This window comes from Micromonospora echinofusca (assembly GCF_900091445.1).
GTDB classification, from domain to species: domain Bacteria; phylum Actinomycetota; class Actinomycetes; order Mycobacteriales; family Micromonosporaceae; genus Micromonospora; species Micromonospora echinofusca.
Window position 1 is genome coordinate 2,198,195 of record NZ_LT607733.1, and the last position, 21,574, is coordinate 2,219,768.

Consider the following 21,574-nt stretch of genomic DNA (forward strand, 5'->3'; position numbering starts at 1 on the left):
ATCCACAGTAGATGAGTCACCGGGCCGAGACCAGGGGCCGACGGACGGGTCCGGGGGCCTCAATCCGACACGTCGCGCAGACTTTCGGCCAGCGCCCCGCCCAGCCGTCCGTACGCCGCCCGGAGCACGCGCGTCGCGCCCGCCCCGCCGGCCCGGTTCGCTGCCGCCAGGGCGTACGCGCGCGCCAGGGCGGCCGGGTACGCCTCGGCGTACGCCGCGGCGTCGGCCCGCGCCAGGGCCTGCGCCAGCGCGTCGGCGACGGCGAGGGCGTTGGCGTCGGCGAACGCCGCCGCGTTGGCCCCGGTGCTGAGGTCGGCGTAGTGCGCGGCGAACCCGGCGACCTCGTCCGGGCCGTAGCCGTTGGCGGTCGCGTAGGCGTGGGCGTTGGCGTGCGCGACCGCCCGGGCCTCGGCGTACGGGTAGGCGGCCCGGTACAGCTCGCGCAGGGCGGGCCGGAGGGCGTCGCGCCACTCGTGCGCCCCGGCCCGGTCGCCGGTGAGCGCCCGTCGGTGCAGGTCGTGCACCAGCCGGCCGGCGTCGCCGCCGGGCGCCGGGGCGAGGACGCGCGCGTGCCAGTCGTACACCACCCGGAACGGCACCCGGCCGGCGAGCCGGTCGAGTTCGACGTCCACCCGCCGCCGCCAGTGCGGCGCGGTGGCCGGGTCGTGGCTCTCGGCAAGCGCGGCGAGCATCGCCGCCAGCCAGGCCGGCGGCTCCGCAGGCCCGCTCATCCGTCCCACCCCGAGGGCCGGTCCATGCTGGCGAGGAGGTCGTCGACGTCGTCGTCGGTCAACGTGTCGAGGTATCCCGCGCCGCCGGTGCCCGCCGCGCCGGCACCCTTGGCGGTCGCCGCCCCGGCGGCGCTGACCGCCGCGGCCAGCCCGGCCACGGTCGGGTCGTCGAAGAGCGTCCGGACCGGCAGGTCGATCCCGTACGCCGTCCAGATCCGGGCCATCAGCTGGGTGGCCTTCACGGAGTGCCCGCCCAGGACGAAGAAGTTGTCGGCGACCCCGACCGGGCCGGGCAGGCCCAGCAGGTCGGCCACCAGCGCCGCCAACTCCCGCTCCAGCGGGGTACGCGGAGCCACCGGCGCCCCGCCGAGGCCGGCACCCCTCGCCGGCACCGGCAGGGCGCGCAGGTCCAGCTTGCCGCGCGAGGTCCGGGGCACCTCGGGCAGCGCCACGAGGACCGCAGGCACCATGTGCGCGGGCAGGAACCGGCGCGCGTACTCGGCCAGCCCGGCCGGCGGGTCGGTCGCGGGCGGGTCGGTGACCACGTACCCGACCAGCCGCACCCCGTCGTGGTCCACGTCGGACGTGGCCGTCACGACGGCGTCGCGGACCTGCGGGTGGCCGCGCAGCACCGCCTCCACCTCCGCCGTCTCGACCCGGAAACCGCGCACCTTCACCTGCCGGTCGGCCCGCCCCAGCGGCTCGATGCGCCCGCTGGGCAGCCACCGCCCCAGGTCCCCGCTGCGGTAGAGCCGGCCGCCCGGGGTGAACGGGTCGGGCACGAACCGCCCGGCGGTCCAGCCCGGCGCGCCGACGTAGCCCCGGCCGACCCCCGCCCCGCCGATGCAGACCTCACCGACCACGCCCGGCGGCACCGGCCGCAGCCACCGGTCCAGCACGTACACCCGACTGCCGGCGACGGCCGGGCCGAGGTCCGGCGGCGCGGAGGACCCCGCCTCGACCTCGGCCCCCGTCGAGTAGACGGTGGTCTCGGTCGGGCCGTAGAGGTTCCACAGGCGTGTGCCCGGCTCCGTCAGGGCGTCGGCCAGGGCCCGGGGCAGCGCCTCCCCGCCACTGAGGCGCAGCCGCACCCCGGGCGGCACCCCGCCGGCCGCCACCAGCATCCGCCACGTCGTCGGCGTCGCCTGGAGCATCGTCGTCCCGGTCGTGGCGAGCAGCCGCCGCAGCCGGTTGCCGTCGATCACGTCGTCCTCGCCGGCGACCACCACCGGCGCGCCGCACAGCAGCGGCAGGAGCAGGTCGAGCAGGGCGATGTCGAACGCGAACGGGCTCACCGAGAGGACCCGGTCGGCCGGCCCCAGCGGGACCATCTCCCGGAACGCGTGCAGCAGGTGCGCCACCGCGCCCTGGGTGACGGTGACCGCCTTGGGCCGGCCGGTGGACCCCGAGGTGAACAGCACGTACGCCGCCGCCGTCGCCGGCACCGCACACGGCGGCGGCAGAACCGGCTGCGTCTCCGCGTCGGCCGGTCCCGCCCCGGAGTCGGCCGGCGCCTGCGCGGCCAGGTCGAGCAGGGTCGTCGACGCGGTCAGTTCGGCCAGCAGGGGCGCGGGGACGGCGCCACTGTCGGTGACGACCACGCGCACCCCGGCGTCGGCGAGCATCGCCCGCAGCCGCCCCGGCGGGTGGGTCGGGTCGAGCGGCAGGTACGCCGCCCCGAGCCGCCAGACGCCCAGCAGCGCCGGGAGCGGCCGCGCTCCCCGGGGCAGGACGATGCCCACGGTCTCCTGGGCCCGTACGCCGAGCCCGCGCAGCCCGGCGGCGATGCCGGCGGCCAGCCGGCGCACCGCGCTGCCGGTCAGGGTCGCGTCGTCGCCCGCGATCACCACCCGGTCGCCGGCGTCGACGTCGGCCACGAGCGCCGCCGCGGTGCACCCGGGAGGCGGAAGGGACCCGGACCGGACCGCCGGCCACACCCGGGTGACGAGGTCCGCCGTCGCGGGGGAGAGCAGGTCCACGTCGCACACCCGGGTCTGCGGGGCGGTCGCCAGCGCCGCCAGGATCGCGGCCAGGGCGTCGGCGAAGCGACCCGCGCTGGCCGGGTCGAAGAGGTCGGTGAGGTAGCGCAGCCGCACCGACAACTCGTCCGGGCCGGCGACGGCGGCCAGCTCCAGCTCGAACTTGCCGGTGCCGGTGGGCACCAGCTCCGGCCGCCAGCGCAGCGCCCCCCGCTCCACCGGCGCCAGGGCCTCCTCGACCGTGCACATCACCTGCACCAGCGGCGCCCGCGACGGCTGCCGCTGCGGCCGGCACAGCTCGACCACCCGCGCGAACGGCAGGTCCTGGTGGGCCTGGGCGCGCGCGGTGGTGGCGTGCACCCGGTCGAGGAGTTCGGCGAGCGTCGGGTCCCCGTGCAGCGCCGCCCGGATCGCGACGGTGTTGGCGAAGAGGCCCAGCATCGGCTCGGTCTCGATCCGGGTACGCCCCGCCACGGGCACGCCGACGAGCACCTCGTCCGCGCCGCTGAGCCGCGACAGCAGGGCCGCGTACGCGGTCAGCAGCACGGCGAAGAGGGTGCTGCCCCGCGCCCCGGCCAGGCGGCGCAGCGCCCCGGCCAGCTCCCCGTCGACCGGCACCGCCACCTCGGCGGCGGCCGGCGACAGCCGGTCGGGGTGCGGGCGGTCGACCGGGAGCGGCACCTCCGGCGGGGCATCGGCCAGCTCGGCCGGCCAGAAGCGTTCCGCCTCGGCGTGGCCGCCCGCGTCGATGTGCTCCCGCTCCCAGAGGGCGAAGTCGGCGTACTGGAGGGGCGGCTCGACCGACACGGGCGGCCGGCCGGCGCGCAGCGCCTCGTAGTCGGCGGAGAGCTCGTCGCAGAGCAGCCGCAACGACCAGCCGTCGACGATCGCGTGGTGCGCCACCAGCGCCAGGACGTGCCGCTGCGCGGCCAGACGCAGCAGCTTGACCCGGGCCAGCGGCCCCCGCTCCAACGGCATCGGGGTGCGGGCGTGCTCGCGCAGCGCGGCCCGGGCCGCCGCCTCCCGGTCCGCCTCCGGCAGCCGGTCCAGGGCCACGACCTCGATGGCGCCCGCCCGGGCGTCGTCGTCGATCACCTGGATCGGCCGTCCGCCGTTGGCCCGGAACGTGGTGCGCAGGATCTCGTGCCGCGCGACCGCCGCCGCCCAGGCCCCGTCGAGCGCGGCAGGGTCCAGCGGGCCGTCCAGCCACACCGCCCAGCCGACGTGGTAGGTGGGCTGACCCGGGTCGAGCTGGTCGAGCAGCCACATCCGCCGCTGCGCGGCCGACGCCGGGAACTCGAAGACGTCCATCTCAGCGCCCCCGCCCGTCGACCGCCACGACCCGCAGCTCGGCGGTGTACCGGCCGTCGGGCCCGGTGAGCCAGAGCTGGTCCGGCGCCGGCAGCATCTCCACCACGGAGACGGTGGCGTCGTCGCCGGCGTGCCGGCGGGCCCGGCGCACCGAGCGGGACACCAGGTCGACCGAGGCGAGACTGGTCAGGTCGGCGTGCACGGGTTTCCGCTCGCCCGCGCAGCGCAGGAACACGTGCCGCGGCAGGCCGTGGGCGCCGGCCCAGGCCCGCGCCTGCCGGAACCGCAGCGCCTCGTCGCGGGTTTCGGCGAAGGCGAGGTCGGCGGCGGCGAACGTCCACGCCTCGCGGCTGACCACCAGGGAGTCGATGGTGATCCGGGGCTGGTGGGCCGCCGGGGGCAGGATGCGGAAGAGCTGGGACAGCCCCGCGCCGACGACGTCGCCGAGGACGTGCGTCAGGTCCGCGTCGAAGCGCCCGTCGCGCGAGCGTACGCGCAGCCCGCCGGCCACCTCGACCAGGTCGCACTCGCCGACGCGCAGGCTGCGGCGCGGGTCGTGCCCGAACGAGTCGTGCGCGAACACCAGCCGGACGTCGTCCGGTCCGGTCAACGCGTTGCTCTGCCTGGTCGGCACGCCGCCCTCCTGGCCGGTCTCGGCGGGATAGACCGCCCCGGCGCCCACGTCCCGGGCCAGCGCGGCGCGCAGCGCGTCCGCCTCCGGGTGGTAGGCGATCCAGGTGGCGTACCGCAGGGTGTTGACGCCCGGGTGCAGCTCACCCAGGACCCACTCGTCGCCGGCGCGCATCAGGTCCGGGCTGTGCTGGCGCGCGGTCGGCCAGCCGGGCCGCCCCGGCGGGAAGGCGGCGGCGACCGCCGGGGCCAGCTGCGCCGCCGTGAGCCGGACGCGTCGCCCGTCCGCCGGCAGCGGCAGCACGTCGGCCCAGCGCCGGTGCAGCGCGGCGGTCAGCAGCGCGGTCAGCCGTTGCGGTGGATGGAACAGCGCCTCGCCGGCCAGCAGCCAGAAGTCGGCCAGCGGGACCACGTCGGTGCCCAGCTCGGCGGCCCGACGCCGGTAGATGTCGACGCAGAGGCGGCGGTAGAGCGTCGCGCCGGCGGCGGTGAACCAGCGCGCGCTCTCCAGCACCAGGCCGAGCGCGTCGCGGATCCCGTCGAGGCTCGCCTCGCCCACGCCGACCGTGCCGGCGCGCAGGCACTCCTCGTAGACGGGGGTGCGCCCGGCGTACATCGTGCCCGCGCGCCGGGTGGCGGGGACGCCGGCCAGCCGGGTGAACGTGGCCTCCAGCGCGGCCATCGCGGCGGTCAACCCGTCCGGGTCGCCGGCACACGCGGCGAGCGCGTCGCGGGCGGCGCAGAGCTCGTCCAGGGCGGCGAGCGCGGGCGCGCGCACGGCCTCGTCGGTGACCCGGGCCAGCCGGGCCCGCGCGGTCACCTCCGGCCGGGTGTCGTGCGGCGCCACCTCCGGCTGCCAGGCGATCCGGTGGGCCGCGGCCAACGTCTCCAGCACCTCGTGCACCTCCCGCGTCGACCGTGCTCCCGACCCGGGCTCGGCCAGCACCGCCGCCGCGACCTCGGTCGCGTCGCGGACCCCGTCGCAGGCGCGCAGCACCGCCGCCTCGGCGTCGCCGAGCCGCACCGGCGCGGCGAGCGGCACCCGCAGCGTCGTCCCGGCCAGCTCCAGGAAGGGCATGAGCCGGGGTACGAGCCACGGGCGCAGCCGGGACGCGTACGGCGCCAGCACCGCCGCGACCGCCCAGCCCTCCAGGTAGACCGTCCGCTCGGCCAGCAGCGCCGGCGGGTCGGCGGGGTCGACCCGTATGTGCGCGCCCGGCTCGATCCGCGCCCAGCCGACCGGCCCGAAGAAGCCGATGGTGTCGTTCTTGACGCAGTAGCGCTGGAGATAGCTGGTGACCAGCGCCTCGTGCTGGCGGTGCTTGGTGTTGCGGGTCGGGTTGTCGGCACCCCGGCGCAGCAGCGCGTCGACGCCGGTGCGCAGCGCGTGCGGGTTCTGCCAGGCCACCGCCTCACGGAAGCGGGGGTGGGCCGCCACCGCGTGCAGCGCGCCGGTGAGCCGGTCGACCGCCGCCGGGTACGCGGCCGCGTACGCCGCCTCGGCGTGGGCGACGCCGGCCGGGTCCCCGTCGGCCCGGGCCGCCACCACCCGGTCGGCGGCGGCGGCGAGTTCCGCGTCGCCGATCGGGGCCAGCAGGTCCACGGGCAGGCCGGCGCCCCGCAGGCAGACCGTGCGCCACAGCGCCCACCCGTCGGTCAGCCGGGCCAGGTGCGCGGGGCGCTCGCGCCCGTCGCGGTGCGCGACGCGGTCGCGGCGACGCATCGCCGGCCCGGCCTGCCCCCGGCCGGCCTGTGCCGGTCCGCTCGCCGCGTCGATCGCCGCCGCCGTCGCCGCCAGGGTCGGCGCCTGGTAGAACGGGCCCACGCCCAGCTGCACGCCGAACGCCTCGCGGATGCGGAACATCAGCCGGGTGACGGTGAGCGAGTTGCCGCCGAGGGCGAAGAAGCCGCTCTCCCGCCCGATGCTCGCGGGCGGGCGCCCGCCGGGCAGCAGCCGGGACCAGAGTTCGGCCAGCCGGTGCTCGGTCGGCGAGGCGGGCCCGGCGACGTCGGGATCATCCCCGGCGGGTTCGGGCGCCGGCAACGCGGCCCGGTCGACCTTGCCGTACGCGGTCGTCGGCAGCCGGTCGAGGACGACGTACGCGGCCGGCACGAGGTGGGCCGGCAGTCGGGCGGCGACGTGCTCACGCAGGCCCGCCGGAGTCGGCGCCGTCGGGCCGGCCGGCGTGACGTAGCCGACCAGGTGGCGCTCCGGGCCGTCGCCCCGTACGCCCACCGCCGCTGCCGTGACCCGCGGGTGTGCCCGCAGCACCGCCTCCACCTCGCCCGGCTCGACCCGGAACCCCCGGATCTTCACCTGCTCGTCGCGGCGGCCGAGGAACTCCAGCACGCCGTCCGCGCGCCAGCGCACGACGTCACCGGTGCGGTAGAGGCGCCCACCGGGCGTCTGCGGGTCCGGCACGAACGCCCGGGCGGTCGCCGCCGGGTCGCCGAGGTAGCCGCGAGCCAGCCCGTCGCCGCCGGTGTACAGCTCGCCCGCCACGCCGACCGGCACCGGCCGACCGTTTGCGTCGAGCACGTGGACGGTGGTCCACGGCACGGGCCGGCCGATCGGCACCCGGTCGCCCACCGGCCCGGCCCCGCTCATCAGGTGGCAACTGGTCAGCGTGGTGTTCTCGGTCGGCCCGTACGCGTTGACCAGCGGCAGCCCGGCGCGCGCGGTGAGTACGGCGCGCACCGCGCGCGGGTCGGCCACGTCCCCGCCGGTGAGCAGCTGCCGTACGCCCGCCAGCGCGGTGACGTCCTCCTCGGCGAGCTGCCGGAAGAGCCCGGCGGTGAGGAAGGCGACCGTGACCCCGCCGTCGCGGATCAGCGCGGTCAGCCGGTCGAGGTCCACCGGGTCCGGCGGCGCGACCACCGCCGTGGCGCCGGTCAGCAGCGCGCCCCAGATCTCCCAGGTGGACGCGTCGAACGCGATCGGGGCGAACTGGAGCAGCCGCTCGCCGGGCCCGAGAGTGGCGAAGTCCGGGTCGGACACCAGCCGCGCCACACCCCGGTGGGTGATCCCGACCCGCTTGGGCGTCCCGGTGGAGCCGGAGGTGTGCAGGACGCAGGCGAGCTGCGAGGGGTGGATCCGCCCCGGCGGCGGTCCGGCCGGCGCGGGTTCCCCGGGCGGCGCGTCGACGTCCAGCACCCGGACCGGGCCCAGGTCGGGCAGCGCGGCGGCGGCCCCGGCGGTGGTCAGCAGCAGGCGGGTGCCGCTGGCGGCCAGGAGGCCCGCGATCCGGGCGGGTGGGGCGGCCGGGTCCACGGGAAGGTACGCCCCGCCTGCCTTGAGTACGCCCAGCAGGGCCCGGATCAGCGGCTCGCCCCGGGGGAGCAGCACGGCGACGGGGGCCTCCCCGGTCACCCCGTACCCGCGCAGCGTCCCGGCCAGCCGGTCGGCCGCCCGGTCCAGCTCGGCGTACGAGACCGTGCGGTCGGCGAGGACCAGGGCGGTGGCGTCGGGGTCGTCGGCGACCCGGGCCGCGAAGACCTCCGGGATGGACGCGTCGCGGGGGCGGGGCCGGCGGGTGACGTTCCAGGCGGCGCGCAGCGGCGCCTCCCCGGCGGCGCCGAGATCCAGGTCGGCGAGGCGGGCGTCCGGCCGTTCGGCCAGCTCGCGCACGGTGTGGTGCAGTTGCGCGAGGATCCGCCGCGCCGAGGCGGCCAGCAGCCGGTTGTCGTCCCACGTCACGCCCAGGCACAGCGCCGGTTCGTCGAAGGCGTGCACCGTCAGCGGGTAGCCGGGCATGCGGTGGACGCGCGCCGAGCGTCGGGCCGCCTCCGGCCCGCCCTCGGCCAGGGCGGTGGCCAGTCGCTGCCGTTCGAAGACCACGAGGCTGTCCAGCAGCGGCGTGTCGGGTGCCAGGCCCGCCTGGTCGAGGATGGTGTGCAGCGGGGTGAGCTGATGCTCGCGCAGCCGCCGGATCCGGTCCGCCACGTCGGCGAGGAACCGCCGCACCGTCCACCGTGGATCGGGGCGGATCCGCAGCGGCACCGTGTTGAGCAGCAGCCCGAGGATCTCCTCGGCGCCCGGGACGCTGCCGTACCGGCAGGATCTGGTGACCGCGAACGTCACGTCGTCGACCCCGCCGTAGCCGCCGCGCAGCAGCGCCCAGGCCGCGTGGACCACGGCGGCGACGCCGACGCCGATCCCGGCGGCCGAGGCGCGCAGCCGGTCGGAGTCCGCCCGGGTCAGGACGATCTCGTCCGAGGCGGGCACGCCGCGGGCGTCGGGGTCCGCGTCGAGGCGGCCCGGCAGCGCCCGGGGCAGCGGGGCGCCGGCGAGGTGTTCCTTCCAGAACGCGTCGCCGGCGCTCGGGTCGCGCGTGCCCCACCACCGCACGAAGTCCGCGTACGGCGGCCGGGGCGGCGGATCGGACGCGCGGCCGGCCCGGCGCGCGGCGTAGTCGGCGAGGACCTCGTCGAGCAGCATCCGGGTGGAGCGGCCGTCGAGGATCGCGTGGTGGAAGGTGACGACGACGTGGTGGTCGGCCAGCGTGGTGACCCGCAGCAGGGGCGCCCGGCCGACGTCGAGGGGCTCGTGGCGGTCGGCGTCGAGGAAGTCGGCGAGCGCCGCGTCCCGCCACCGCAGGTCCGGCGCCACGGTGGGCAGCACGACTTGCGCCACGCCGTGCTCGCCGTCGACCTCGAAGGCCGTACGCAGCACCGCGTGCCGCCGCGTCGCGGCCTGCCAGGCGGCGCTGAACGCGTCGCGATCCGGCGGGCCGTCCCACCTGATCGTGACCTGCTGGACGTCCACGCCCCCGGCGGGCTGCCGCAGGGTCTGCAGCACCATGCCGCGTTGCACGGCGAGGGCCGGATACCGCTGGAGGCTGTCGTTCATGCGCCCTCGTCCGGTGCGGCGTCAGCCGGTCGCGGCGTGCTCGTCCATCCAGCGCCGCAACGACAGCGGCCGCATGTCCGTCCACACCTCGTCGATGTGGGCGAGGCACTCGGCGCGTGTCCCGGTGGTGCCCTCGCGCCGCCAGCCGGCGGGCAGTTCCCGGTCGTCCCACCAGATCGAGAACTGTTCCTCGTCGTTCACGACCACCGCGTACGTCCGGGTGTCGTCGTCGTCAGCGCTCATCGGACCCCCTTCGCCGGGAAGGATTTCAGCCACGTCGATCGCGTGTCAAGGAATCGGGCGATCTTCCGACGTCAGGCGGAGGTGGGTCGTACGACCGGCTCCGGATCCGGTGTGGACGGCCCTGGCGGCGCGGCGGCGTCGCCGATCCGGGGCGTCCGGGCGACCCAGCGGACGGCCGGCCCGGCGGCGAGCGCGCAGCCCACGAAGATCGCCGCGACGACCCACCAGCCCCAGCCGCCGGTCTGGATCGCCAGGAGCGTCAGGCCCACCGGCGCGAAGACGTCCGCCGTCGAGCTGACGGTCTGCGCCGTGCCGAGGTACACCCCGCGCGACGCGGCGGGCGGCACGTTGGTCTGGAAGAACCAGAGCGCGGCCGAGAACCACAGCTCGGTGGTCGTCACCAGCACCACGACGCCGAGGAGCACCACGACGGTCCACCAGCCGCCGGTCCGGCCCGCGAGCGCGGCCACCGGGCAGGCGATCGCGGTGACCAGGGCGCCCCGGCGGATCAGGCGGGCCGCACCGGGAAGCGAGTCGGCGCCGCGCGCCGCCGGTACCTGCAACGTGATCACCAGCACCGTGTTGAGGGCCAGCATCGCGCCGAGCAACGGCTTGGGGGCGTCGGTGTGGGTGATCGCCCAGAGCGGCAGGATCTCGACCAGGATCACCGCGTGGAACATCATGACGGCGAGGAGCACGGCGGTCGTGACGTACGGCAGGTCCTTCAGCACCGCCCACCGCGACGTGGTGGTCGTCCGGTCGTGCCGCACCACGGGCGCGGCCGGGAGCCGGGTCACGAGGGCGGCGTTGAGCAGCGACAACGCCGAGTTGAGCAGCACCATGGCGACGAGCGCGGCGGGGGAGTCGAACGCCAGCGCGACGGCGCCGAGCCCGGTGCCGAGGGTGAACCCGGCGTTGAGGTACGAGCGCGCGTACGCCATCGTGCGCACCCGGTCCTCGGCCGGCATGGCGTCGGCGGTGTAGATGGTGCGCCCGGCGTTGGCGAAGGAGTCGGTGGCGGCGGCCACCACCATCAGCACCACGAAGCCCACGAAGGACCTCACCAGCGGATAGGCGGCGAACGTCAGCGCCGACCCGAGCGCGCCGAGGGCCCAGGACCGCTGCCCGCCGATCCGGTCGGCCAGCGCGCCCAGGGGCAGGGAGGTGAGCACCCCCGCGAGCCCCGCGATCGAGAAGCCGACCCCGATCTGCCAGGCGCTGAGCCCGAGGACCTCGGTGAAGAACACGATGCTGCCGGTGAGGAAGGTGCCGCTGCCGACGGCCACCATGGCGGACTGGTACGCGATCGCCCGGGGCAGCCCGGGCGGCGGCAGGAGCCGGGACGCGGCGAATCGGTGACCGTCCATGGTGCCGGTCAGGCTACCCGGGCGACCGTCACGCCGCGCCCGCCCGCAGCACGAGCCGGTCGGTGGTCCTCTCCTCGACGTACGCCAGGTCGGCTTCCCAGCCGAGCCCGGGCGAGGCGGGCACCGCGACGAGGCCGTCGGTGCTCACGATCGGACGGGTGGTGACGTCGCGGGCGTAGTACTTGTCGGAGCCGGAGACGTCGGAGGGCAGCGTGAAGCCGGCGAGTGCGCTCAGCGCGACGTTGGCGGCCCGCCCGATGCCGAACTCGTGCATGCCGCCGCACCAGACCGGGACACCATGCTCGCGCGCGAGGTCGTGCGCCCGTACGGCGTGGGTCAGCCCGCCCATCCGCGAGACCTTGACGTTGAGGACGCGTACGGCGCCCAGCCGCAGCGCGGTGACGAGGTCGTCCACCTCCTCGACGGACTCGTCGAGGCAGACGGGGGTGTCGATCCGCTCCTGGAGGGCGGCGTGCGCGACGAGGTCCCGTGGCGCGAACGGCTGCTCGATCATCATCAGGCCCAGGCCGTCGAGCGCCTCCAGGACGGCCCGGTGCCCGGGGACGTCCCGGTAGGCGCCGTTGGCGTCGACGTGCAGCGGCACGTCCGGGTGCGCCGCGCGGACGGCCCGTACGGGCTCGACGTCCCAGCCGGGCGCGATCTTGAGCTTGATCCGGCGGTAGCCCTCGTCGACCCGCAGCCGCACCTGCGCGAGGAGGTCGTCGACGGTGGGTTCGATGCCCAGGGAGACGCCCGCCTCGACGGTGCCGCGCGAGCCACCCAGCGCGTGCGCGAGGGAGACGCCGTTCGCGGTCGACCACAGTGCCCAGGCGGCGATGTCGAAACCGGCGCGGGCGAAGTGGTTGCCGCGTACCTTGCCGAGCGCCGTGGCCAGCTCCGCCGGGTGCGCCCAGTCGGTGCGCAGCACCATCGGCGCGAGGTGGTCCCGGGCGACCGCCCAGCAGCTCTCGACGGTCTCGGCGCAGTAGAACGGCCCGCTCGGCGACGCGATCTCGCCCCACCCGACGGCGCCGTCGGTGTCGGTGAGCGTGACCAGGACGTGCTCCAGCTCGCGCTTGGCGTGGGAGCTGGTCTGGAACCGGCGCACGAGCGGCAGCCGGACCCGGCGCAGCTCCACCACCTCGATCCGCCTCACGACGTCCCCTTCCCGTGCTCGGCGTGGCCCCGGGCCGGCCCGGGGGCGGTCCCCGCGCCGCGCCGCCGGCCGGTCACGGCCGCTCCGCGTAGAGACCGAGCTCGGCGGCGAGGGCGTCGCGCTCGCGCAGGCGGCGACCGGCGCCCTTCGAGCTGGCGATGGTCAGGGTCGCGAGCAGGTGCAGCGCGAGCACCACCGAGGTGGGGGAGTTGGCGTACGAGGCGCTGTCGGCGCCGATGACGATGCGCGCGGCGGCGCTCCCGGCCAACGGCGCGTCCTCGGCGTCGGTGACGAGCACCAGCCGACCGCCGTGGCGGACGTACGCGGCGGCGACGTCGATGGTCTCGCGCCGGTAGCGCGCCATGCAGACGGCCACTAGCAGGTCGCCCTGGCGGATGTCGCCGAGCACGTCGAGGGAACGCAGCGCCGCGCCGTCGACGAGGTGCACGCCGGAGAGCCCGGCGCTGAGGTCGGCGGCGAGCAGGGACGCGAAGCCGAGCGACTTGCCGTGGCCGATCAGGTACCGGCGTCGGGCCGACACGATGAGCGCCGCGGCCCGTTCGATCGCGTCCTGCTCGGCGGCCCACGCCAGGGCCCCGGCGAACTCGGTGCGTTGCTGCTCCAGGACCCGTTGCTTGAGCACCTGCGCCGACCTGCGCTGCACGTTGCGGTCGAAGCGCTCCGCGGGCGTCGATCTCGTCGTGGTCATGCCTCGTCCCGTTCGAACAGGTAGCTGACGCGGCCGGGGGTCCGGTCGCGCCGCACGACGCCGACCAGCCGCCCGCCCGTGGCGAACCGGTCGGCCAGCTCCCGGCGCAGCTGCGTCCGCTCGTCGGGCGCCCGCGCGGCCGTACGGTCGTCGGCGGGCGAGTCCACGGCCGTGTGCCCGGGGGCGGGCGTCGGCGTGCTGCCCCCGGCACGGTCGAGGTCCCAGCGGACCAGGACGCGGTCGCTGCCGCCGTCGTCGTAGAAGTCGGGCAGGAAGCGGATCCCGACGGCGCCCAGCACGTTCAGGTTGAAGTGGGCGTTGCGTAGCGCGTACGGGTCGAAGGTCCACCGCATCGTGTGCGTGCCCACGCGCCGGGCGGCGTCGGCCTGGGCGTGCTTGAGCAGCCGGCCGACGCCGCGCCCCTGGACCCGCGCGTCGACGACGGCGGCCTGCGAGTAGTGGTAGAGCTCGCCGTGCTCCACGCCCGTGAAGCCGTAGCAGAAGCCGACGAGGCAGCCGTCCTCGTCGAAGGCGCCGATCGCGCTTCCGGCGTTCTCGCCCAGCGCGGCCAGGAGGCGGGGGCTGACGGCGTGCTCGGGACCCTCGTAGCCGAAGACGCTCCGGTAGAGCGCCGACGCCGCCGTCCGCTCGGCCAGCCCGGCGAGGTCGCGCGCCACGATCCCGCGGGTGTCACCGGCCATCGCGCCTGCCCCTCCACAAGATAGCGATCGTATATCTGCCAGGCTGCCGTAACATCCGCTCGTTGACAAGGTCTCGGGTCGATCATAGTGTCCGTATGTGTCGTCATCGTCGCATCTCGACCCCGCGCTCGCCGCGCTGCGCCGCTACACGCTGCACGAGTCGCCGACCGGCGACCGGCGGGCGCTGGCCGCGCTGGCCGACGTGCTCGACGCGGACGCCGCTGACGCCGGCTTCCACACCGCCCGGGAGCCGCACCCCGACGGCGACCATCTGGTCTGGACCCTGCCGGCGCGCGGGGTCGCGGGCGATCCGCTGCTGCTGCTGACCCACTACGACACCGTCTGGCCGGTCGGCACGCTGGCGGGCATGCCGTGGTCCGTCGATGGCGACACCGTCCGCGGCCCGGGCGTCTACGACACCAAGGCCGGGCTCGTCGCACTGCTCGCGGCGGCGGCGCGCGTCGTACGGGAGGGCGCCCCGCACCCCGAGATCAGGGTCCTCGTCGTAGCCGACGAGGAGATCGGCTCGCCCACCGCCACCGGGCTGGTCCGGGCCGAGGCGGGCCGGGCCCGCGCGGTGCTCGGCCTGGAGCCGCCGCATCCCGGGGGCGACCTCAAGACCGGCCGGCGTGGCAGCACCCGGGTCCGCATCGAGGTCACCGGCGCCGAGGCGCACGCCGCGCTCGACCCCGACGCCGGGGTCAACGCCATCGACGAACTGGTCGACCAGCTCGTGCGGGTCCGCGCGCTCGTCGCGGGCCGGCCGGTCCTGCTCAACACCGGCACGGTCGCCGGTGGGGGCCGGACCAACGTGGTGGCCGGCGCGGCCCACGCCGACCTCGGCCTGCGCTTCACCGACCCCGGGAACGAGGACGCCGTCCTCGCCGGCCTGGCGGCGCTGCGTCCGGTACGCGAGCGCGCCCTGCTCGCCACCCGGCTGCTGTCGCACCGGCCCACCTGGCAGCCGGACGAGGCGGGGGCGCACCTGCTGGACCGGATCGTGGCCGTCGCCGCCGGCCTCGGTCAGCGCCTCGCCGGTCGCCCGGCCGACGGCGCCGCCGACACCAACACCACGGGCGCGCTGGGCCGTCCCACCGTCGACGGGCTCGCCCCGCCCGGCGGGGGCGCGCACGCCCGGCACGAGTGGGTCTCGGCCGCCGGCCTCGGTGCGCGCGCCGACCTGCTGGCCGCCCTGTTCACCGGCCTGCACACGGCGGGCCCGTCCCACGGGGACGGTGCCTGACCCGGCGCGCTCCCGGGAGCCGGGACGGCGGGCCCGACCCCGGAGCCCGGGGACCGGGACGACGGGCCCGACCCCGGGGTCCGCGCGCGGATCGGCGCGACGTGGCTCGCCGCGTCCTCGGTCAGCGCGACCGGGAACGCCGCGCGCGGGCCAGCGCGACCAGCCCCACGGCGATCAGCGCCAGCCCGAGCGCGCCGGCCGTTACGAGGTAGGTCCCCACGGCGTCGGAGCGGCCGGTCCGGTCGCCGGCGGCGCGGGTCGTCGGTTCGGGCGCGGTGGGCGACGTGGGGGACACGACGGGCGCCGGCAGCGGGTAGCGCAGGACCGTGGGCAGCGTCCCGGGTGGCTGGTCGGCCGTCTCGGACACGGTCAGCAGGGACTGCCCGTCGCGGCTGTAGGTGACCGACTCGCCCTGCGGCTCGTTCGGCAGCGCGATGACCCGTGGCGTTCCGCCGGTCAACGCCGGGACCACGTCGCCGTCGCTGACGTCGAACTCGTACGCGTCGGCGTACGTGCGCAGGACCACCCGGCGTCCGTCCGGCGCGGTGGCGGCACCGGTGACCGCCGTACGGCCGAGCGCCCCGTACGGGTTGCTCGTCGTGGAGGCCGGCAGCCGGGCCTGCCCCACCTTCTCCAGCCTCGCCGTCGTGCCCGGGCGCAGGGGGGCGCTCGGGGCGTACAGCGTGGCCGAGTACTTGGTCACGACCAGCGGCCGGTCGTCGGCGGTCACCAGCAGGGCCTCGGCGTCGTGCGGGCCGTCCGGGTACGCCATGCGGTACAGCACCGGTCGGTCGGCACCCGGCGGCAGCTTCCACACCGCGATCGTCTGCCGGGAGCGGTCGTTGTCGCCGGTGTCCGCCACCCAGACCGTGCCGTCCGCGCCGATGGCCAGGTCCTCCGTGTCGCGCGGGCGCGACGGATAGGACACGGTCCGTACGACGGAGCACCGCTCGTCCAGGAAGAAGATCCGGCGGCGGGCCTCGTCGTCCGCGCCGTCGTTGACCATGACGAACCCGCCGTCCGTGGCGACCATCCCGGAGATCTCGCTCAGCCGGCCGCCGCGCACCTCGCACACCGGCGTCGCGGGTGCCGGCGTCGGCGTCGGATCGGCCACGGCCGGGCCGTGGGCCGTCGTGACGGCCAGGACGACGACCGCCCCCGCCGCGACCCGCAGCCTCCGGGTCCCGTTGCCTCGTCGCCTCACCAGTAGTCCCCTCGGTGCGGTCCCCGCCCGGCAGCGGCGGTTACGCGAACCGGTGTCCCGCTCGTGCCGGACCGGGCGCCGCGTCGTGTGTCGTGACCGGCTGCCGTCCGCGCGGCACCGGTGCGTCGCCGACCCCGGACGCGAGCGACGTCCGGGCGCCTGACCAGGGGGTGAGTGTATGACCCGGGGACAGCACGCACGGCACGGCCCGCCGTCGCGACGCGACCCGGGCCGCCGCCGCGACCGCGCGGGCCGCGACGGGCGCGCCCTCACCGCCCGGCACCGGCCGACCGCCGGCGGCGTACGCTGCCGCGATGACCGCACCGGCCCGCATCCTCGTCTACGGGGTGTACGGCGCCGGCAAGTCCACGCTGGCGGTGCGGCTGGCCGAGCGGCTCGGGCTGCCGTGGCACCCGGTCGACGACCTGCTGTGGCAGCCCGGCTGGGTCGAGGTGCCGGTCGCCGAGCAGCGCAGCCGGATCGAGGCGGTCTGCCGACGCGACCGCTGGATCCTCGACGGCGCGTACCACGGGTGGCGGGACGTGGTGCTGGCGCGCGCCGACCTCGTCGTCGGCCTGGACTATCCGCGCTGGTTCTCCTTCTGGCGGCTGCTGCGGCGCACCGCCCGACGGCTGGTCAGCGGCGAGGAGATCTGCAACGGCAACCGCGAGTCGCTGCGCAGCGTGTTGTCCCGGGACTCCATCCTGCTGTGGCACGCGACCGCCTTCCGCCGGGCCCGGCGGCGGATGCGCGCCTGGCAGACCGATCCCGCCGGCCCGCCGGTGCTGCTGTTCCGCTCCCCGGCGGAGCTGGACCGCTGGTTGGCGGGCCTGACCCGCCGCTGAGGACGCTGCGAGGCCCGCGACCCTGGCCCGCGTAGCCCCGGACGGGCGCCCGGGCGCGGCGGGCGCGATCGCCATCGCACGTCCGGTGCCGCCGATCCGGGCCGACACCGGCTGCCGGAGCCACGCCGGGGGCTGGAGGTGCCCATCGGGCCGACGGTCCCTCCGGCCGGCCCGCGCGGCCACCTGTTGCAGCGGGGTTACGGGTGCTTCTGTCGTTCGATCACGTTCACGCTGCGTGAGGCCGGACTGGCGTGCCACCGGTGTCCATGTTCGGACATTCCTGGGTGGGCATGATTTATGTACCCGCCGATTGCTACGGAAAGTGACAGGATGAAACACGGGGTAGCGCTTCGAGGGGTGTTGGTGTACGTTGATGAAGTCCTATCCGGGAGCCGAACGTAACCACTTTTTTGCAATCACGGGTTGTTGTTCTGTTGACGTCGGGGGGCGTGGCTCCGCAGTATGATGGGTGACGGGGGAAATTGCGTGTATGTTCCTTTTGAGGCCGTGCACTGTCCGGCTTCGTCGACGGCTGGCGCCGCAAAGTCGATCCTGCTGCCCGCTGACCGTGTCACCATTCGAGTGGAATCCGTGAAATAGCCCGATTCGGGCCGCTCGTGGGACGTTCGCGGGCCGGTCCCGGCTCGGGCCGCGCCCCTGGCGATTGTCCCCGGCGTCGTCGGATCCATTCCTGATGCCTTCAATTCACGACACCGACGCCAGTTCCTGCCCTTGTCGCAGGGACGCAGGCGGAACTGTCCGTGTCCATCCGCTGCTCGTAGACTGATGGGGTATGGCTCGTGATCCAGCACAGCAATCCACTCACCGAGGAAGAGGTCGAAGGCTACCGGGAGCGGGGCTTTCTGGTTCAGGAGGCCGTTTTCTCGCCGGCCGAGGTCGAGGTGCTGAAGCGGCACGCTCAGGCCGAGTTCGATCTGGACTCGCCGCGCCGCACCTTCGAGGAGGGCACCGACGTGGTCCGCGGCGTCCACGGCTCCCACCTCTGCGACGAGTTCTTCGCCGACTTCGTACGGGTGCCGCAGTTACTGCTGGTGGCGCGCCAGTTGCTGGCGGCGGACGTCTACGTCCACCAGTTCAAGATAAATGCGAAGCGTGCGTTCAAGGGTGAAGTCTGGGAATGGCACCAGGACTTCATCTATTGGCACCTGGAGGACGGCATGCCGCAGCCCGAGGCGCTGTCGGCGGCGGTCTTCCTCGACGACGTCACGGAATTCAACGGACCGCTCATCTTCATCCCCGGATCGCAGGACGCGGGCATCATCAACGTCGACGCGCGCGAGGAGGGCTGGCAGTCCACCCTCACCGCGGACCTCAAGTACGCACTCACCTCGGAAACCCTCCAGACGTTGGCGAACGAGAACGGTCTCGTGGCGCCCAAGGGGGTGAAGGGGTCGGTTCTGTGGTTCCACTGCAACATCGCGCACGGATCGGCGCCGAACATGTCGCCATTCGACCGGCGACTGCTCCTGGTGACGTACAACAACGTCGACAATGCGCCGGCGGAGGGCGCCGGCAGTCGGCCGGACTGGCTTTCCAACCGCAGTTCGGCGGCGCTGGAGGTCGTCGACGGCGATCCGTTGTCGCGCACGGCGGTCGACGTCGGCGCCTGAATGCCGTCCGCCTGGCCGCGCGCTGTCGACAAATGGCGCGCGGCGGCCCGGTCCATGCCGGGGCGGTGGGCGTAATTGTTTCTCGTCCGGGTCAATCATTGAGGTCAACGGAGTCTGATGTGTTCGGCGAAAACGACGACGCCGCCGGTTATCGAGTGGTGGTCAACCACGAGGAGCAGTACTCGCTCTGGCCGGTCGACCGCGAACTGCCGCTCGGTTGGGTGGCGGAGGGAACGGTCGGCTCGAAGGAGGAGTGCCTCGCGCACGTCGCACGTGTGTGGACGGACATGCGACCGCTCAGCCTACGTCGTCGCGACGAGGACCGGGTTCAGGCCTGACAGGAGGTGGCAGGGTGTCGGCCTTCCAGTCCGCCACGGGCTTCAGACAGAGCAGCTTCGAGGGGGCGCGGTCCGAGATCAGGTTCGCGTACCAGAACGTCCCCTTCTACGGTAAGCACCTCGACGACGCCGGCGTCACGCCGGACGACGTGACCACACCCGAGGATCTGCTGCGGATCCCACCGACGGAGAAGGTGCACTACCGCCGGGACTTTCCGCACGGGGTGCTGGCGCGGGGCAAGACGCTCCAGGAGCCGCTGACCCTCAAGAGCCAGAGCTCCGGCACCGGCGGCGAGCGGCTCACCACCATCACCCACACCTACAGTCTGGCCGACCGGATGCGCGCGACGCTCCAGGCGAACAAGGTGCTCCGGGACGCGTTGGCCGCCTGCCGTCCACACCGCCCCGCCCGGTACGCGGCGCCGAACTGCTCCGACGTCGAGTGCGCCACGCCGTTCACCACCATGGCCGACCGGATGCTGCCGGACGGCACCCTGGTGCTGCCCGTCGCCCACGACCTGCTGGCCACGCCGGCGCACATGGTCGACCAGGCCATCGCCGAGGTGGAGCAGTTCGCCCCCCACTGGTTCTACGCCGACGCGACCCACCTGGCGTTCCTGGTCCGGCAGATGCGCGCCCGGCACCTGCCGCCGCCGCCGGTCACGGCCATCGCGTTGACCTACACGTTGGTCACCGACGTCGCCCGGCGCCAGATCCGGGAGTACTTCGGCGCCGACGTGCCGATGGCGGAGATCGTCTCGATGTCCGAACTGGGCTGGGTCACCGTCGAGTGCCCGATGGGCCGGATGCACATCAACGACACCCGGTTCTTCACCGAGTTCCTGATCGGTGACCGACCGGCCGCACCCGGCCAGCGGGCCGAGTTGGTGATCACCAGCATCGGGGACCGGTTGCTGCCGCACCTGCGTTACCGCACCGGTGACATCTACCAGCTGGGTGACGGTCCGTGCGACTGCGGTAGCGACCTGCCGCTCGCCCGCCACGAGGGCCGCTACCAGTCGATGGTCGTGATCACCCGCGGGAGCCGGCGTGTCCTGGTCAGCCCGCGCGACGTCAACGACGCCGTGGCCGGCGACCTGCCGATCGACGCGTACCGGCTCCATCAGGCAGGCGACGGCTCGCTGCTGTTCGAGTACATCGTCAGCGACGGGGCCGACGCCGGCGCGGCGCTGGAGGGCGAGGTCCGCCGCCGGCTCACCGCGCTGCTCGGCGACGACGAGCCGTTGTCGGTGGAGGCGGTGTCGTACATCCCGTCGCAGCGCTCCGGAAAGTTCGCCTCCTGTACGTCAGATCTGGCCCAGCGGCTCGGCCCGGAAATGGTGCTCGATGAGTGAATCCACGCTCGTGCAGGTGACGGAACCCGGCCTGCCGCCCGTGCCGGCGCGGATCCGCGCCGACTTCCCCCTACTGTCCCGTGACATCGACGGGCACCGGCTGGTCTACCTGGACAGTGCCGCGACGAGTCTGACGCCCCTGCCGGTGGTCGAGGAGATCTCCCGGTTCTACACCGAGGTCGCCGCCAACATCCACCGCGGCAAGCACGTGCTGTCGGAACAGGCCTCGGACGACTTCGAGAACGTCCGCATGAAGGTCGCCCAGTACACGGGCTTCCGCAGCAACGAGGTGGTGTTCACCGCCAACACCACCGCGTCGATGAACCTCGTCGCCAGCGGTCTCCCACTGGACCCCGACGACCTGGTGCTCGTACCGGCCGACGGCCACCACTCCGCGATCCTGCCCTGGCGGGACCGGGCCAGGGTGGCCTGGCTGCCGACCGACGGGCACGGTGTCGTCGACCTCGACAGGTACGCCGAACTGCTGTCGGAGCGGCCGGCGGTGGTGGTCCTCAGCCACTGCTCGAACGTCTCCGGCGCGTATGCCCCGGTCGAGACGATGAGCCGGATGGCCAAGGAGGCCGGCGCCGTCACGGTGCTCGACGCCGCCCAGTCCATCGGGCATCGGCGGCCGAAGCACACGACGATCGACTTCCTGGCGTTCTCCGCGCACAAGATGCTCGGTCCGACCGGGCTGGGCGTGCTCTGCGGCCGGTACGACCAACTGGCGCGGCTGACCCCGCCCGCCCTCGGTGGCGGAGTGGTCGACTGGGTCGACGAGCAGCGGCACGAGCTGCGCAAACTGCCGCACCGGTTCGAGGCCGGCACCCCGCACATCGCCGGGGTCTACGGGCTCGGCGCCGCCATCGACTACCTGTACCGGCTGGGCCTGGACACCGTGGCCGAGCACGACAGGGCACTCGGGCGGGCGCTGGTGGAGCAGGCGTCGACCCGACCGTACGCCCGGATCCTCGGCCCGACCGAGGGTGACCGGGGCGCGATCCTGAGCCTCGCCATCGACGGCCTGCACTCCATGAAGCCGGTCGCGCAGATCCTCAGCGACTCCTACGGGATCATGTGCCGCTCCGGGCACATGTGCGCGCAGCCGTTCGTCGACCGCTTCACCGACGACGAGATCCTGCGCGCCTCCGGATACATCTACAACGACCTCGACGACGTCCACGCGTTCTTCACCGCACTCGACGAGATCGTCGGTGCGCTGGGAGCACGCTCGTGAACGACGTCAGCGGTTGTGCTACCGACACCGGAAAGGCGACGAGAC

At 74.9% G+C, this 21,574-nt stretch carries 15 protein-coding genes; 6 read left to right on the forward strand and 9 right to left on the reverse strand.

The features are described 5' to 3' along the window. Nucleotides 1–59: 59 nt before the first annotated feature. From GA0070610_RS09855 to GA0070610_RS09900, 8 genes are all read right to left on the reverse strand, one after another. A complete protein-coding gene (locus GA0070610_RS09855; protein WP_088999744.1) occupies nt 60–731 on the reverse strand; it encodes a SpcZ in 672 nt (223 codons plus the stop codon). Further along, on the reverse strand, nt 728–4,021 hold the full coding sequence (locus GA0070610_RS09860; RefSeq protein ID WP_088999745.1) for a non-ribosomal peptide synthetase: 3,294 nt from the start codon (nt 4,019–4,021) through the stop codon (nt 728–730). The genes GA0070610_RS09855 and GA0070610_RS09860 overlap by 4 nt, the downstream gene beginning before the upstream one ends. A 1-nt stretch (nt 4,022) precedes the next feature. Next, nucleotides 4,023–9,500, reverse strand: coding sequence for a non-ribosomal peptide synthetase (locus tag GA0070610_RS30455; protein ID WP_157747112.1), 5,478 nt, complete (start codon nt 9,498–9,500; stop codon nt 4,023–4,025). A 21-nt stretch (nt 9,501–9,521) separates the two neighbouring features. Then, nucleotides 9,522–9,743, reverse strand: a complete 222-nt coding sequence (locus tag GA0070610_RS09880) for an MbtH family protein (RefSeq protein WP_088999746.1) — start codon at nt 9,741–9,743, stop codon at nt 9,522–9,524. 71 nt (nt 9,744–9,814) lie between these two features. Beyond that, nucleotides 9,815–11,110 (reverse strand): MFS transporter, encoded by a 1,296-nt coding sequence (locus GA0070610_RS09885; protein ID WP_088999747.1) that lies wholly within the window; start codon nt 11,108–11,110, stop codon nt 9,815–9,817. A 28-nt stretch (nt 11,111–11,138) separates the two neighbouring features. After that, nucleotides 11,139–12,266, reverse strand: coding sequence for an o-succinylbenzoate synthase (gene menC / locus GA0070610_RS09890; protein WP_088999748.1), 1,128 nt, complete (start codon nt 12,264–12,266; stop codon nt 11,139–11,141). A 73-nt stretch (nt 12,267–12,339) separates the two neighbouring features. After that, the gene (locus tag GA0070610_RS09895; RefSeq protein ID WP_088999749.1) at nt 12,340–12,975 is read right to left on the reverse strand and encodes a MurR/RpiR family transcriptional regulator; all 636 of its coding nucleotides are present in this window, start codon (nt 12,973–12,975) and stop codon (nt 12,340–12,342) included. Beyond that, complete coding sequence (locus GA0070610_RS09900) at nt 12,972–13,676, reverse strand: GNAT family N-acetyltransferase (RefSeq protein ID WP_088999750.1); 705 nt, start codon at nt 13,674–13,676, stop codon at nt 12,972–12,974. Before GA0070610_RS09900 ends, GA0070610_RS09895 begins: the two co-directional genes overlap by 4 nt. A gap of 97 nt (nt 13,677–13,773) precedes the next feature. Here GA0070610_RS09900 and GA0070610_RS09905 point away from each other — a divergent pair, with 97 nt between their 5' ends. After that, a complete protein-coding gene (locus GA0070610_RS09905) occupies nt 13,774–14,919 on the forward strand; it encodes a M20/M25/M40 family metallo-hydrolase (protein ID WP_088999751.1) in 1,146 nt (381 codons plus the stop codon). A gap of 121 nt (nt 14,920–15,040) precedes the next feature. On the opposite strand, the gene GA0070610_RS09910 is transcribed toward GA0070610_RS09905, so the two are convergent. Next, complete coding sequence (locus GA0070610_RS09910) at nt 15,041–16,123, reverse strand: esterase-like activity of phytase family protein (RefSeq protein WP_231926021.1); 1,083 nt, start codon at nt 16,121–16,123, stop codon at nt 15,041–15,043. Nucleotides 16,124–16,437: 314 nt separating this feature from the next. On the opposite strand from GA0070610_RS09910, the gene GA0070610_RS09915 reads away from it, so the two are divergent. The 5 genes from GA0070610_RS09915 (at nt 16,438) to GA0070610_RS09935 (ending at nt 21,529) form a co-directional block, all read left to right on the forward strand. Further along, the gene (locus tag GA0070610_RS09915) at nt 16,438–16,968 is read left to right on the forward strand and encodes a P-loop NTPase family protein (RefSeq protein ID WP_088999752.1); all 531 of its coding nucleotides are present in this window, start codon (nt 16,438–16,440) and stop codon (nt 16,966–16,968) included. A gap of 800 nt (nt 16,969–17,768) precedes the next feature. Then, on the forward strand, nt 17,769–18,599 hold the full coding sequence (locus tag GA0070610_RS09920; protein ID WP_088999753.1) for a phytanoyl-CoA dioxygenase family protein: 831 nt from the start codon (nt 17,769–17,771) through the stop codon (nt 18,597–18,599). A gap of 119 nt (nt 18,600–18,718) precedes the next feature. After that, nucleotides 18,719–18,937 carry an MbtH family protein gene (locus GA0070610_RS09925; protein WP_231926026.1) on the forward strand — a complete coding sequence of 73 codons (219 nt, stop codon included), beginning with the start codon at nt 18,719–18,721 and terminating at the stop codon, nt 18,935–18,937. A gap of 14 nt (nt 18,938–18,951) precedes the next feature. Then, nucleotides 18,952–20,292, forward strand: coding sequence for a phenylacetate--CoA ligase family protein (locus tag GA0070610_RS09930; protein ID WP_088999755.1), 1,341 nt, complete (start codon nt 18,952–18,954; stop codon nt 20,290–20,292). Continuing rightward, nucleotides 20,285–21,529 (forward strand): aminotransferase class V-fold PLP-dependent enzyme, encoded by a 1,245-nt coding sequence (locus GA0070610_RS09935; protein WP_088999756.1) that lies wholly within the window; start codon nt 20,285–20,287, stop codon nt 21,527–21,529. Before GA0070610_RS09930 ends, GA0070610_RS09935 begins: the two co-directional genes overlap by 8 nt. Nucleotides 21,530–21,574: the final 45 nt, after the last annotated feature.